The sequence below is a fragment of the Methylobacterium isbiliense genome, from assembly GCF_022179325.1.
Taxonomy (GTDB): domain Bacteria; phylum Pseudomonadota; class Alphaproteobacteria; order Rhizobiales; family Beijerinckiaceae; genus Methylobacterium; species Methylobacterium isbiliense.
Window position 1 is genome coordinate 284821 of the sequence record NZ_BPQQ01000022.1, and the last position, 13412, is coordinate 298232.

Annotated in this window: 11 protein-coding genes and 2 tRNA genes; 8 read left to right on the top strand and 5 right to left on the bottom strand. The window is 69.3% G+C overall.

Annotated features, from left to right (window positions below):
• The first annotated feature begins 8 nt into the window (after window positions 1-8).
• Window positions 9-710 (top strand): SHOCT domain-containing protein, encoded by a 702-nt coding sequence (locus MFF61_RS10915; protein WP_238235136.1) that lies wholly within the window; start codon window positions 9-11, stop codon window positions 708-710.
• Between the two features lie 81 nt (window positions 711-791).
• Window positions 792-1862, top strand: a complete 1071-nt coding sequence (locus MFF61_RS10920) for a spore photoproduct lyase family protein (protein WP_238235183.1) — start codon at window positions 792-794, stop codon at window positions 1860-1862.
• A gap of 15 nt (window positions 1863-1877) precedes the next feature.
• Here MFF61_RS10920 and MFF61_RS10925 read toward each other — a convergent pair whose 3' ends face one another.
• Window positions 1878-2186 carry an ETC complex I subunit gene (locus tag MFF61_RS10925; protein ID WP_238235137.1) on the bottom strand — a complete coding sequence of 103 codons (309 nt, stop codon included), beginning with the start codon at window positions 2184-2186 and terminating at the stop codon, window positions 1878-1880.
• A gap of 25 nt (window positions 2187-2211) precedes the next feature.
• A tRNA-Pro gene (locus MFF61_RS10930) sits at window positions 2212-2288 on the bottom strand.
• A gap of 1021 nt (window positions 2289-3309) precedes the next feature.
• On the opposite strand from MFF61_RS10930, the gene MFF61_RS10935 reads away from it, so the two are divergent.
• From MFF61_RS10935 to mtnA, 4 genes are all read left to right on the top strand, one after another.
• Window positions 3310-4509 carry a glycosyltransferase family 61 protein gene (locus MFF61_RS10935; RefSeq protein WP_238235138.1) on the top strand — a complete coding sequence of 400 codons (1200 nt, stop codon included), beginning with the start codon at window positions 3310-3312 and terminating at the stop codon, window positions 4507-4509.
• A gap of 123 nt (window positions 4510-4632) precedes the next feature.
• Window positions 4633-4785 carry a hypothetical protein gene (locus MFF61_RS10940; protein WP_238235139.1) on the top strand — a complete coding sequence of 51 codons (153 nt, stop codon included), beginning with the start codon at window positions 4633-4635 and terminating at the stop codon, window positions 4783-4785.
• A 634-nt stretch (window positions 4786-5419) separates the two neighbouring features.
• Window positions 5420-7105 (top strand): methyl-accepting chemotaxis protein, encoded by a 1686-nt coding sequence (locus MFF61_RS10945; protein ID WP_238235140.1) that lies wholly within the window; start codon window positions 5420-5422, stop codon window positions 7103-7105.
• Between the two features lie 99 nt (window positions 7106-7204).
• Window positions 7205-8302 carry an S-methyl-5-thioribose-1-phosphate isomerase gene (mtnA, locus tag MFF61_RS10950; protein WP_238235141.1) on the top strand — a complete coding sequence of 366 codons (1098 nt, stop codon included), beginning with the start codon at window positions 7205-7207 and terminating at the stop codon, window positions 8300-8302.
• Between the two features lie 15 nt (window positions 8303-8317).
• On the opposite strand, the gene MFF61_RS10955 is transcribed toward mtnA, so the two are convergent.
• Window positions 8318-9166, bottom strand: a complete 849-nt coding sequence (locus MFF61_RS10955) for a transporter substrate-binding domain-containing protein (protein WP_238235142.1) — start codon at window positions 9164-9166, stop codon at window positions 8318-8320.
• A gap of 110 nt (window positions 9167-9276) precedes the next feature.
• Between MFF61_RS10955 and MFF61_RS10960 the strand changes: the two genes are divergently transcribed.
• Window positions 9277-11109: a glycosyltransferase family 2 protein gene (locus MFF61_RS10960; protein ID WP_238235143.1), complete on the top strand. Its 1833-nt coding sequence runs from the start codon at window positions 9277-9279 to the stop codon at window positions 11107-11109.
• 22 nt (window positions 11110-11131) lie between these two features.
• Here the strand turns inward: MFF61_RS10960 and MFF61_RS10965 are convergent, their stop codons facing one another.
• Window positions 11132-11725 carry an SCO family protein gene (locus tag MFF61_RS10965; protein ID WP_238235144.1) on the bottom strand — a complete coding sequence of 198 codons (594 nt, stop codon included), beginning with the start codon at window positions 11723-11725 and terminating at the stop codon, window positions 11132-11134.
• A gap of 188 nt (window positions 11726-11913) precedes the next feature.
• On the opposite strand from MFF61_RS10965, the gene serA reads away from it, so the two are divergent.
• Complete coding sequence (gene serA, locus MFF61_RS10970) at window positions 11914-13164, top strand: phosphoglycerate dehydrogenase (protein ID WP_238235145.1); 1251 nt, start codon at window positions 11914-11916, stop codon at window positions 13162-13164.
• 67 nt (window positions 13165-13231) lie between these two features.
• Here the strand turns inward: serA and MFF61_RS10975 are convergent.
• Window positions 13232-13307 (bottom strand) — tRNA-Ile (locus tag MFF61_RS10975).
• Window positions 13308-13412: the final 105 nt, after the last annotated feature.

Genomic DNA, 13412 nt, shown 5'->3' on the forward strand with positions numbered 1-13412 from the left:
GGACACCGATGGCCGACCTCGATGCGATCGCCGCCCGCCATGGGGTGAGCCCCGCGGCCGCCCGGCACCTGCGCGACGCCCTGGCCCGGGGCGGCGGCCGCGCGGCACAGTTCAGCCATCCCGAACTCGGCGGCCTGGGGCAATGGTCCGCGGGCGGGATGATCATGATCGGCGACATGTTCAACAACGGCCTCAAGGCCCGGGTCGCCGCGCTCTGCGAGGAGCTCGCGCCCCTGGCCGGCGAAGCGCCGGCGGCGGGTGCGTGGTGGCCCGCCGATCTCGGCCGGCCCGCCGCGACCGGAGACCAGAACGGGCTGCGCTACGCCTACTTCCCCGAGACGCGCCGCCTCGCGGTGGAATCCGGCGGGCAGCTGAGCCTTTACGAGACCGGCGACCACCGCATCGGCGGGGTGTCGCAGCAGCAGGGCGCCGGCCGCACGCTCGCATTCACGAGCCAGCACGGGCCAGTCCGGCTGGAGGATCTGCCGCGCGTGCCGACCGCCGCGCAGGAGCCGCCTCCTCCCGCTCTCCCGGCGAGCGCGGCCGCGACCGCGCAGGCCGCGGCCGCGCCGGCGGTCTCCGCCTCCCCGGCCGGCTCCGGCGCCGAGATCCTGTCGCTGCTCGAACGGTTGGCCGAACTCCACCGCAAGGGCGTGCTCACGGAGGCGGAGTTCGTCGCCAAGAAGACGGACCTGCTCGCCCGCCTCTGAGCGGCGGCATTCCCGGGCCCGCCCGCCATCCCCATATGCGGGGCGACGCGGCGCGCCCGCGCCCCCGCGCGAGCCCCTGTCCTGACCCGTTCTGCCGCCCCTCCCCTCGCCGTCGACACGATCTACCTCGAACCCGCCGTCGAGGCTTTTCCGCGCGGGCGCGAGATCCTGGCGCGCTTTCCCGCGGCGCGGCGCATCCCGGTGCGCTCGCACTGGACCATCCCGGACCTGCACGGCAATGCCGGATCGGCAGAGGACTGGATCCGCATCAAGCGCTCGACCCTGGTGCTCGGGGTCAAGAAGGGGCTGGCGCTGCGGCCGAACGGGCGCAGCGCCCACTTCATCGCGCCCTCGACCTCCAACGGCTGCGCGATGGCCTGCGCCTATTGCTACGTGCCCCGCCGCAAGGGCTTCGCCAACCCGATCACGCTCTTCGTCAACGGCGAGGAGATCGGCCGGGCCATCGGCCGCCACGCCGCGGCGCAGGGACCCCTCCCGGCCCCGGACCAGATCGACCCGCAGGCCTGGGTCTACGATCTCGGCGAGAACGGCGATCTCTCGGTGGACGCGCTCGTCTGCGATGCGGTGCGCGACCTCGTCGCGCTGTTTCGCGACCTGCCGAACGCGAAGGGCTCCTTCGCCACCAAGTTCGTCAACCGCGATCTCCTCGCCTACGACCCGCAGGGGCGCACGCGCATCCGCTTCTCCCTGATGCCCGAGCGCATCGCCCGGATCGTGGACGTGCGCACCTCGCCCATGCCCGAGCGCATCGCCGCGATCGACGATTTCGTGCGGGCCGGCTACGAGGTTCACGTGAACTTCTCGCCGGTGATCCTCTACGAGGGCTGGGAGGCGGACTGGCGCGACCTCTTCCGCGCGCTCGATGCCGGCATCGGGGCCGCGGCGCGGCGCCAGCTCAAGGCCGAGATCATCTTCCTCACGCACAACGCCGCGCTGCACGCGGTGAACCTGCGCTGGCATCCCAAGGCCGAGGACCTGCTCTGGCGCCCCGACATCCAGGAGGCGAAGCGCAGCGAGGGCGGGCAGGAGAACCTGCGCTACCGCAGCGGCTGGAAGGGCCGCTGGCTCGCCCGATTCCGCGACCTGCTGGCCGCCGAACTGCCGTATTGCGCCGTGCGCTACGCGTTCTGAGCCGGCGGCGCCCGCTCAGTGGGTCCAGGGGGCCGTGCGGTTGTACTTGAAGTTGTCCGCGTAGGAGAGGCCCTTGCGCAGGGGCTGCTTGGGTTCCTCGATCCGGTAGGCGATCCCCTCCCGGGTGGCGTAGGCCACCGCCTCCTCCTGGGTGTCGAATTCGAGCCGCACCTGCTGCAGCATGTCGGAGGAGGAGGTCCAGCCCATCAGCGGGTCGGTCTCGCGCGGGCTCGTCTGGTCGAATTCGAGCACCCACTGCTTGGTCCGGGCCATGCCGGACTGCGACGGGTCCTTGGCGGGCTTGTAGATGCGGGCGCTCGACATCGATCACGGTCCGTCGGGAGGCGGGTGGTCGGGGCGGCCGGATTCGAACCAGCGACCCTCTGGTCCCAAACCAGATGCGCTACCAGACTGCGCTACGCCCCGTGCGGTGCTACCGCCTTGGCGAGGTAGCGATTTCCAACGCGGGCCGCAAGCGGCAAGAGGGCCACAGGGCGGAACGCAGGTGCAAGGTCGGGAGGCGGTCGGGACGGAAGTTCCCGACCGGTATTCGTGGCCTGTTCGCGCGTTCTGCTCAGCCGATCGGCGCGCACGATGCTGCGCTCTCGCTGTGCATCACGAAGAGCGTCCGCCGCCCCAGCACGACACCCACAAAGCAAGACCCCCGCCGCTGGAAACGGCAGGAGTCTCAAGCCCGCGAGGGGCCGGAGAGGGCCAGGCAAGCCAATCCCCCTCGGCAGCACGTCTGAGCCAAGCTGAAGGCACTGTTTTCGAAGGCGGGCACACTTTGCGATCGCCCTGCCGTGGCGCCGACCGGGGCCGGGACCGATGCCGCATGTCCGTTCGCAACCAGTGGCGATCCGCGAGAGCCGGAACGCCCCCGCACCGCTGCCTTGGAGGCGCCGGTCACGCCGGCCGTGGAGCCCGACAACGGCCGGACCCGACCGCTTGCCGCGTGGCGTGGATGACCGCCTTGGCCGACCATCACGCTCTCGGGCTGACCGAAGCCAGGGTACGAGGTGCCATCGATGAGTCGATGCCTGACGAAAAATCGCTGTCGCCGGAAGCTGCGCGGCGGCAAGCTCCACTCCATCTCCAGGCCATACCCAGTAGGCATGTCCGGTGCTGCCTTCTCCGCCGATTGTTCTCCCGCCGTTCCCGACGGGTCTCGCGGCCTCGCCAGCCTCTCGCCCGGCCAGCCATTCTGCCCCGGCTTCAAGCCTGAGGACTGTGGCGCGACCCTGACGGATGCCCGCCGCTTCATGGACCACTTCCGACCTGAGGCCGACCGGTTCGGCCGAGACTCGCTCATTCTGCCTCACGTCCCTCCAAAATCGGGCAAGATCCTCGCCGACTGGTCCGGTGTGCTGATGCCGTGCCTATGCAACATTCCCGATGTGTCGATTTGCCGCCTTCAGAGGCGAAATCGAGTAAGGTGAGAACTACAATGGATCATTTGAGTAAAATTCTGATGGGAGGCGAGGTAAAGGTTTCGCGCGTAACTAGTACCGTTTATAATTTTGAAGGACATCGCACATTATTGGCGCCTCCAAAAATCGTTCTGCCTGCGGTTGAAACGTTCAATAACCAAAGTGAGCCGCCACCTGCATATACGCGAGAAATAGAAATTAGAACCAACAAAGCGACATTGGAAGGGTCGGATCTAATCCTGTTTCCGAAATCAGGCTGCATACTGGAGTCGAATCATAGAGGTTACACATTGATCGAAGAATCAACGTGGCACAGCGATTTTCGCTCCGATCCTGATGCTAGAATCACACAGATTTCTAACCGAATTTTTTTAGATCAAATCGATTTTAGAGAATGTGAAGAAGATTCTGATATAATCTGGGGCCCATTTTGGCATCATTATTTTCACTGGATAATCGATGTGTTGCCAAGGCTACATGCATCCATGAAAGATCGATTTAAAAATAGGAAAACTGTCCTTCCATTTGCCGCACCCGGGAGCATGCAAGCAATACTTGCGAACGCCTATGGCGTGCGGCTTGAGGATATACATTCTCAGCCTCAATCTGTGATCAGGTTTAGTAACTCCAGATATTTCGCCTTTGATTCGCACGAGACGCTTGGATCCATTCCACCAGGAATACCGAGCGCGACAGGCGGAGCGCACCATTTCAAAGGTTGGACGCCTGATTTCTTTGAGGATCTTTACGAAAGAGCAAAGACCATCGTACGCTCAAGCAGTGAAAAGCATTCTCCTCGTAGAATTTATGTGAGCCGACGCGATGCTCCTACGAGGAAATGCCGAAATGAGGCGGAGATAGTCAATCTTCTCCTGCAGCACGGATTTGAGATAGTCTGCCCAGGAGAGTTGAATTTATATCAACAAATCATCACGTTTCAGGATGCAGACATCATAATTGGTCTGCACGGCGCCGGCCTGACCAATATCGTCTGGGCGCCTAGATCTGCACGCGTATTAGAGATAATGCCATCTGGATACAACGATATAGGGTATAGATTCATCGCGGGACTGCGTGGTATGGAGTATCATGCTTTGATGGCGACCATGATTAAAGATCCAAATCTTCACGGACATGAGGCGCTGAAACATGCCGATTGCCGTGTTGATATGCACTTATTCTCGCTGGCTCTCTCGCGTATTTTGATGCAGCATTGATAATGCTGATATTGGAAAATAAACACTGCAATTTCACTTCCGATCATTTGCAGATTCATCGTTCAACAGGATCCGGGAGTCGTTTTCGGTAGGTCCACGAGAAGATCAATTGGGGCTTATCTCATGCACGGTCTTCTAGGGCTCTACAATGCCAAGCACCTCACCGACGACCTGACCGCGGCCGTGCTCGCGAGCCCCTGCGCGATCGAGAACCCAGCGCGCGAGGGCAAGAACGAGGGACGACATCAGAGGAAGCGCGACTTGACGGCCGCCTGATGCCAGCGGTCATTGGAAATGACTGCCGGTTCGGTTCTCGATTTTCCGTCAAATCTTCGATTTGGCGTCGAAATACCGAGATCTCTCGATGGCGCGATGCGTCAGCATCTTGGGCCGTCGGTATGACGCAACAGCATCGCTTCCCCATCAACTGGGTCGATCTCTGGGGCTATGTGGCCGCTCTGTGCACACCGGCAGCCTCTCTCCCCCAAGCTTGAATGGCCCTGCCAAAATCGCGGCCGAGCCGTGACGCGCAAGCGGCAGCCGCGCCACACCGCGGGGGGTGCAGCAGGGGAACCCGGTCCGCGCGGGCGATCGCGACCGCAATCGGCGCCGCGGCGGCGGCGCGTGCCCCTACGGGCGATCCGGCGGCCCATCGTCTCGTCTGCTTCCCGGATGCCGGATGACGCATCCTGTCGTCAGAGAACTTCTGCGGCAATGATGCCGCGTGTCCTTGCTGGAATTCAATTTGTATAAGATGCGTTGCGTTGAGGAATGGGTACGCGTGGAAGGCGTCATGGTGATGTTGCGACGGCGGGACCTGGGGGGATTAGTGGTGCACTAACGCTTGGATGCCACGTTGCGGCCGACCGAGGCGTCCGGATCCGGATGCCGATCGAGGATTCCCCCGCAGATGCGCCTCTCCATCACAGCAGCCCTGACGGGGCTGTTCGCCTTGCTCACGCTCGTCCTGGCGGGGCAAAGCGCCCTGTCGCTGCTGAAGCTGGACAGCATCCGCGTCAGCGTCGGCGAGGTCGCCACGAACTGGCTTCCGTCCGTCGTGACCATCGGCGAGCTCGATTCGGCCGTCCATCGGACGCGGATTCTCCAGTACAGGCTGGTGACGGCGTCCACGGACGCGACCCGTCTGGATCAGAACCGCACGACCTACCTCGATATCCTCGGAACGATCGCCGACATCCGCCAACGTTACGAACCCCTGATCTCCTCGCCCGAAGAGCGCGCGCTCTACGACCGGTTCCTGGCGGATTGGACGGCGTTCATGAACGTCAGCAACGACGTGGTCGAGCTGATGGATGCGGGGCGGCAGCCCGAGGCGCTGGTGCTCCTCACCCGTTCTGATTCGGTCACGCTCTACGCTCAGATCTCGGAGACGCTGCGCCGGATCGTGGATCTCAACAGCCGTGGCGCGCAGCGCGATGCGGATGCCAGCACGGCCAATGCCGACGCGGCCTCCTCCGCCACCCTCGCCGCGATGGGCATCGCGCTCGTGTGCGCGATCGGCGCAGCCCTGTTCAGCCTGCTGCGCGTCTCCCGCCCGATCGCCCGGGTGACGCAGGTGATGAACGCGCTGGCGGGCGGCGACACGGGCGTCGCGGTTCCGTTCCAGGGCCGGCGGGACGAGATCGGCGCCATGGCGGCGGCCGTGGGGGTGTTCAAGGACAACCTGATCCGGACCCGCAGGCTCGAGGAGGAGACGGCGCTCGCCCGCTCCAGCGCGGAGGTGCAGCGCAAGGCGGCGATGCGCGAGATGGCGGATCGCTTCGAACAGGCGGTGGGCAGCATCATGGACCGCGTGAGCGCCGCGGCCTCCGAGCTCCACGTCACCGCCGGCAGCATGAGCGGGACCGCCACCGAGACGGCGAGCCAGTCTTCCGCCGTGGCGGCCGCCGCCGAGGAGGCGGCCTCGAACGTCAACACGGTGGCGGCCGCCGCCGAGGAACTGGGCGCCTCCGTGCAGGAGATCGGCCGTCAGGTGACCGGCTCGGCGAGCCTCGCCCGGGCCGCCGTGTCCGAGGCGGACCAGACGGAGCATCTCGTGCAGGATCTCAGCGCCGCGGCGGCCAAGATCGGCGACGTGGTGGCGATGATCTCGACCATCGCGGGCCAGACCAACCTTCTGGCGCTCAACGCCACGATCGAAGCGGCGCGGGCCGGCGAGGCCGGGCGCGGCTTCGCCGTGGTGGCCACCGAGGTGAAGACCCTCGCGGCCCAGACCGCGAAGGCCACCGATGAGATCGGCGGCCAGATCACCCGGATCCAGGCCTCGACCCAGCAGGCCGTGAGCGCGATCCAGAGCATCGCCGGTCGGATCCGCGAGATCTCCGGCGTGGCGACCGGGATCGCCGCGGCGGTCGAGGAGCAGGGCGCGGCCACCCAGGAGATCGTGCGCAACGTCGGCCAGGCGGCCGCGGGCACGAGCGAGGTGACGACCACCATCGCGGGCGTCGCCGGAGCGGCCGAGAGCACCGGGGCCGCAGCCAACCACGTGCTGGCCTCCGCCTCCGATCTGTCCCGTCAGGCCGAGCAGCTGCGCGCCGAGGTCGATCGCTTCCTCGGCACCGTGCGGGCGGCGTGAGACCGGTCCGCCCCCGTCGGCCCGCTCGCCTGCGCGGCGGCGGGCCTGCCGGTCGCGCGGCCTCCCCCAGGGGCGGCGCGGCGTGCTAAGACGCCCGCCATGAAGATCGACGGCCAGCCCTACCGCACCATTTTCCCCGAGCCCGGCGGCGAGGCCGTCCTGGTCATCGACCAGACCCGGCTCCCCTTCGCGTTCGAGATCCGGCGGCTCGCCACGGTGGAGGAGGCCGCCGAGGCGATCCGCACCATGGTGGTGCGCGGGGCGCCGCTCATCGGCGTCACGGCGGCCTACGGGCTGGCGCTCGGCCTGCGCCAGGACCCGAGCGACACCGGGCTGGAGCGCGCCGTGGCGATGCTCGCGGCGACCCGGCCCACGGCCGTCAACCTGCGCTGGGCGCTCGACCGGCTGAGCGCGTCCCTGCGCCCGCTGCCGCCCGACGCCCGCGCCGGCCACGCCTTCGCGGAGGCCGGGCGGGTGGCCGAGGAGGACGTCGCCAATTGCCAGGCGATCGGCGAGCACGGGGCGCAGCTCATCGCCCGGGCCGCCGCCGCCAAGGGCGGACGGGTGAACGTCCTCACCCATTGCAACGCCGGCTGGCTCGCCACCGTGGACTGGGGCACGGCGCTGGCACCGATCTACGTGGCGCACGATGCCGGCATCCCGGTCCACGTCTACGTGGACGAGACCCGGCCGCGCAACCAGGGCGCCGCGCTCACCGCCTTCGAGCTCAACGCCCACGGCGTGCCGCACACGGTGATCGCCGACAATGCCGGCGGGCACCTGATGCAGCACGGCGCGGTCGACCTCTGCATCGTCGGCTCCGACCGCACCACGTCCACGGGTGACGTGTGCAACAAGATCGGCACCTACCTGAAGGCGCTCGCCGCCCACGACAACGGCGTGCCGTTCTACGCCGCCCTGCCCGTCTCCACCATCGACTGGACGCTGACGGACGGCGTGGCCCAGATCCCGATCGAGGAGCGCGACGCCCGCGAGGTGACGCACCTGACCGGCCGCACCGACGAGGGCGGCTTCGCCACCGTGGCGGTGGTCTCGCCCGGCAGCCCGGTCGCCAACCCGGCCTTCGACGTCACGCCCGCCCGGCTGGTCACCGGCCTCATCACCGAGCGCGGCGTCGGCGCGGCCTCGGCCGAGGGCCTGCTGACGCTCTATCCCGAGCGGCGCGCCGCGGCCTGAGCAGCGCGGAGCGGGTCAGAACGGGCTCACCGGGAAGAACCGCAGGTAGAGTTCCGCGTACTTGCCCTCGTCCCAGAGGCGCTGGAGCGCGTCGTCGAGGGCGCGGGCCAGCACCTCGTCCTCCTTGCGGGTGACGAGGCCGATGCCCTCGCCGAAATAGCGGTTCTCCAGGTAGTCGCCGCCCACGAAGGCGCAGCAGCCCGCGGCGTCGACGCCCCCGAGCCAGAGCGCGAGCGACACGCCGTCGGCGAACAGGTAGTCGATCTCCCCGCGCCGGAGCGCGGCTTCCGCGGAGGCGAGATCCGGGAAGGTCCGGGGCGTCACGCGGAAGAACGCCTTGAGGTAGGCCTCGTGGGCGGTGCCCGCGACGGCGCCGGTGCTGCGCCCGGCGAGCGCCGCGACGCTCGGCTCCGGCACGCCCCGGTCGGTGCGGGCGGCGAAGCGCGCCGGCCAGCGGAAGTAGGGCCGCGTCGCGAGGTAGCCCGCCCGCAGGGCCGGCGTCAGCGGCACGGCCGCCGCCACCACGTCGCCCTGATTGGCCGAGAGCGCGTCGAGCAGCGTGTCGAAGCGGCGCGCCTGCACGGTGCAGGTCAGGTTCAGCTTCTCGCAGGCCGCCCGCGCGAGTTCGACGGCAAAGCCGGTCGGGTTGCCGTCCGGCCCGGCGAAGTGCAGCGGCGGAAACTCGTCGTCGGTGATGAAGCGGATCGCCCGGGTGGTCTGCGGCGGCTCGGGCCGCTCCAGCCGCGCGCGGGGATTCCAGAAGTTCGGGATCGTCACGGATTCGGCCGCCGCGACCAGGACCGGCGCCAGGGCGACGGCGGCCGCGACCAGACCGGCCAGCCGGCGCAGCTTCCCTTGCGGCATCAAAGCCACGGTTGCACGGAAACCGCGCGATACGCGCAGAAGGGGTGTCGTGACGCGGCGCAGGCCCATAGGCTTCCCTTAGCACGATCCCGTCACGCGGGGAGTCCGTGGTGTCGTTCGAGGCCCGATCCGCTCCGCGCGCGCAGGCGCTCGCGCTCCCGCCCGACCTCGCCTTCCTGCTCTGGCAGGGCGTGCCGCCGGACCGCCTGCTGCGGGCGGCCGCGGACGCAAGGCGCGCCGGGGTCGATGGGGCGACCGCCCTGCTGGCCTCCGGGCTGATGGCGGAGGAGGCCTATTACCGCGCCCTCGCCCGGGCCCTCGGGACCCCCTATCTCGGCGCCGAGCTGCCCCTCGCCCCCGACGCCGGTCACCCCGCCCTTCTCGCCGCGAGCACGGCGCCGCTGCGGCCCGGGGAGCCGGCCCGGTGGGTGGCGGCCCCGCGCGGTGCGGCCATCGCCCGCCTCCTGCACCGGGCCGGCGAGCCGCCGCCCGCCATCGCCGTGCCGGCCGTGCTGCGCGCGGCGCTGCTGCGCCAGGGCGGCGAGGCCGCCGCGCGCGAGGCGGCGGAGGGGCTGGAGCGGCGCGCGCCGGCCTGGGCCTTCCGGCCGGGGCCGGACCCGGCCCAGTGGCTCGCCCTGGGCCTCGCGGTCGCGGCGGTGCCGCTCGTGCTCGGCGCTCCGGCCTGGATCCAGGCCGCCTGTCTCGGGCTCCTCAACCTGCTCTTCCTCGCCATGACGGCGTTCCGCCTGGGCGCGCTGTGCCTGCGGCCGGCGGCGCCGGTGGTGGACCGCGCCGAGGAGGCCCTCCTGCCGGTCTACACGGTGCTGGTCGCTCTCTGCCGCGAGGCCCCGGTGGTGCCGCGGCTCGTGCGCGCCCTGGCGCAGCTCGATTATCCGCGCACGAAGCTCGACGTGAAGTTCGTCATCGAGGCGGACGATCCCGACACCGCCGCTGCGCTGGCAGAGGTGCCCAATCCCGGCTGGTTCGAGGTGATCATGGCCCCGCCCGGGCTGCCCCGCACCAAGCCCCGCGCGCTCAACCTCGCCCTGCCGTTCGCCCGCGGGGAGCACCTCGTGGTCTACGATGCCGAGGACGTGCCCGATCCGGGCCAGCTGCGCGCCGCCGCCGCGCTCTTCGCCCGCAGCTCGCCCCGCACGGCCTGCCTGCAGGGCCGCCTCGTCATCGACAACACCGCAGATTCCTGGCTCACGCGCTGCTTCACCCTCGAATACGCGGCCCTGTTCGACGTGCTCGGCCCCGCCCTCTCGGCGTGCCGGCTGCCGGTGCCGCTCGGCGGCACGACGACGCATTTCCGCACCGCCACGCTGCGGGCGCTGCACGGCTGGGACGCCTGGAACGTCACGGAGGATGCCGATCTCGGCCTGCGCCTCGCGCTGGCCGGCTACCATGTCGGCGACCTGCCGCTCTCCACCCTGGAGGAGGCGCCAGCCCGCCTCCGGCCATGGCTGCGCCAGCGCACCCGCTGGATGAAGGGCTTCATCCAGACCAGCATCACCCACAGCCGCCGCCCCATCCACGCCCTCGTCCGGCTGGGGCCGCTCGGCCTGCTCGCCGCCGCCGCGATGGTGCCCGGCACCGTGCTGTCGGCCCTCGCCTATCCGGTGCTGATCGCGGTGGCCGCCTGGCAGTTCCTGGCCCGTCCCCTGCCGGCCGACCCCAGCTTCGCCGCCAACCTGCTCACCGGCCTCGCCCTCGTCCTGTTCGCCGCCGGCTTCGCCGCGATGCTGCTGCCCGCCGCGTTGGGCTGCATCCGGCGGCGCTGGTGGGGCCTGCTGCCCTGGATCGGCCTGCTGCCGGCCTATTTCATGCTCGTCAGCGCCGCGGCCTGGCTCGGCCTGATCGAACTCATCCGGGCGCCCGCGCGCTGGAACAAGACCGAGCATGGTCTCGCCGTAACCTCGCGCAGCGGGCGATTGCAGTGACGCGCGGCCGGGCCGCGGTGCCTCAGAGCTGCCGCGCCACCTCCGCGGCGGCCTCTGCCGCCGGCCGCATCAGGTTGAGCGAGCCGACGAAGCCGTTCTTCGCGTCCATGATGTAGACGAGCGAGGTGTGCTCCATCGTGTAGTCCCCGTCCTTGAGCGGGACCTTGCGGCTGTAGGCGCGGTAGGCCTTGACGGCCTGCGCCACCGCCTCGGGCGAGCCCGTGAGGCCGACGATGCGGGGATCGAAGCTCTCGAGGTACTGCTGCAGCGCCCCGGGCGTGTCGCGCTCGGGATCGACGCTGATGAACAGGGCCTTCACGTCCCGCCCCTTGGGGCCGAGGGCGGCGAGCACGTCGGAGATCTGCTGCAGCGTGGTCGGGCAGACGTCGGGGCAGCGGGTGAAGCCGAAGAAGACGAGGTGCGGGCGGCCGAGGAAGTCCTTCTCGGTCACGGTGCGTCCGCGCTGGTCGGTGAGCGTGAACGGGCCGCCGACGGCGCTGGCCGTGACCGCCGGCCGGCCGAGCAGGGTCACGGCGACGAGCCCGAGCGCCGCCAGCCCCAGGGCGAAGACGAGGAGCGGGATCGCAGCGCGGCGCATCACGGGTGAGAGCGGCATCGGGCACCCCTGGCACGAGAGGCTGCCGCCACACCACGGCCGGGGCGGACCCGCAAGGGGACACGCGGTCGCCCTGGCCCGCGCGCCGCGCAGGCCTGCCTTCCGCCGGGCGACGCGGTGGCGTGTTGCGTCGGGCGCACGGCTCTCCTATCGCTCGCCGCCAGCCGCCCGCAGCGCCGGACCACGAGATGATGATCGACAAGCTCTCCCTGCCGAAGGACAAGATCCGCGTTCTTCTTCTCGAAGGCATCAACGACAGCGCCGTGGCGCTGCTGAACGCGGCCGGCTACACCAACGTCACCCGGCTGGCGAAGGCCCTCGATCCGGCCGACCTGCGCGAGGCGCTGCGGGGCACGCACATCCTCGGCATCCGCTCGCGCACCGAGCTCGACGAGGCGGCGCTGGAGGCCGCCGACCGGCTGATCGCGGTGGGCTGCTTCTCGGTCGGCACCAATCAGGTCGACCTCGAGGCCGCGCGCCGCCGCGGCATCCCGGTCTTCAACGCTCCCTTCTCCAACACCCGCTCGGTGGCCGAACTCGTCATCGGCGAGATCGTGATGCTCCTGCGCCGCATCGTGCCGCGCTCCGTCTCGGCGCATGCGGGCGGCTGGGACAAGTCGGCGGCCGGTTCCTTCGAGGTGCGCGGCAAGACGCTCGGCATCGTCGGCTACGGCAACATCGGCTCGCAGCTCTCCAACCTCGCCGAGGCGATGGGCATGCGGGTGATCTTCCACGACCTCACCGACCGCCTGCGCCACGGCAACACCGAGCCGGTGGACACCCTCGACGACCTCCTGGCGCAGAGCGACGTGGTCTCGCTGCACGTGCCGGAGACGCCCGCCACGCACGCCATGATCGGCGAGGCGCAGATCCGGGCGATGAAGCCCGGCGCCTACCTGATCAACAACAGCCGCGGCACGGTGGTCGACCTCGACGCGCTCGCGGGCGCCTTGCGCGACGGCCACCTGCGCGGGGCGGCGGTCGACGTCTTCCCGGTCGAGCCGAAATCGAACAGCGAGCGCTTCGTCTCGCCGCTCCAGGGGCTGGAGAACGTGATCCTCACCCCGCATGTCGGCGGCTCCACCGAGGAGGCGCAGGAGCGCATCGGCGCCGAGGTGGCGCGCAAGCTCGTGGACTATTCGGACATCGGCTCGACCGTGGGCGCGGTGAACTTCCCGCAGGTGCAGCTCGCCGCCCGCCCGCTCGGCACCCGCTACATCCACGTGCAGCGCAACCTGCCCGGCATGCTGCGGCGCCTCAACGACGTCTTCGCCCGCCAGGGCATCAACATCGCGGCCCAGTTCTACCAGACCGACGGAGAGATCGGCTACGTGGTGATCGAGACCGATGCGGTGGACGGCGACGCCGAGGCGCTGCTGGAGGAGATCCGCCAGCTCGACGGCACGATCCGGGCGCGGCTGCTCTACGAGCGGCGGTGAGGCGACGGGCCTGCCGCGCGCAGCCGGACTCCGCCGGTGCGGGTCGAGGCTGCGCGGAACGGACAGGTGGTGGGCCCGGCAGGACTCGAACCTGCAACCAGACCGTTATGAGCGGCCGGCTCTAACCATTGAGCTACGGGCCCTGCGTCGCCAATCTCAAAACCTTGGTGCAGATCTCGAGGGCCGGCGAGGGCTTCGGCGGCGGAAGCCGTGGCCGTGAGTACCCGCGCGTCGGTCGATCGGCAAGC

What these genes read in the sequence shown, in the direction of transcription:
- MFF61_RS10945 (WP_238235140.1), top strand. Translation starts at nt 5,420, where the DNA reads ATGCGCCTCTCCATCACAGCAGCCCTGACGGGGCTGTTCGCCTTGCTC.
- mtnA (WP_238235141.1), top strand. Translation starts at nt 7,205, where the DNA reads ATGAAGATCGACGGCCAGCCCTACCGCACCATTTTCCCCGAGCCCGGC.
- MFF61_RS10915 (WP_238235136.1), top strand. Translation starts at nt 9, where the DNA reads ATGGCCGACCTCGATGCGATCGCCGCCCGCCATGGGGTGAGCCCCGCG.
- MFF61_RS10925 (WP_238235137.1), bottom strand. Translation starts at nt 2,186, where the DNA reads ATGTCGAGCGCCCGCATCTACAAGCCCGCCAAGGACCCGTCGCAGTCC.
- MFF61_RS10965 (WP_238235144.1), bottom strand. Translation starts at nt 11,725, where the DNA reads ATGCCGCTCTCACCCGTGATGCGCCGCGCTGCGATCCCGCTCCTCGTC.
- MFF61_RS10940 (WP_238235139.1), top strand. Translation starts at nt 4,633, where the DNA reads ATGCACGGTCTTCTAGGGCTCTACAATGCCAAGCACCTCACCGACGAC.
- MFF61_RS10935 (WP_238235138.1), top strand. Translation starts at nt 3,310, where the DNA reads ATGGATCATTTGAGTAAAATTCTGATGGGAGGCGAGGTAAAGGTTTCG.
- MFF61_RS10955 (WP_238235142.1), bottom strand. Translation starts at nt 9,166, where the DNA reads ATGCCGCAAGGGAAGCTGCGCCGGCTGGCCGGTCTGGTCGCGGCCGCC.
- serA (WP_238235145.1), top strand. Translation starts at nt 11,914, where the DNA reads ATGATGATCGACAAGCTCTCCCTGCCGAAGGACAAGATCCGCGTTCTT.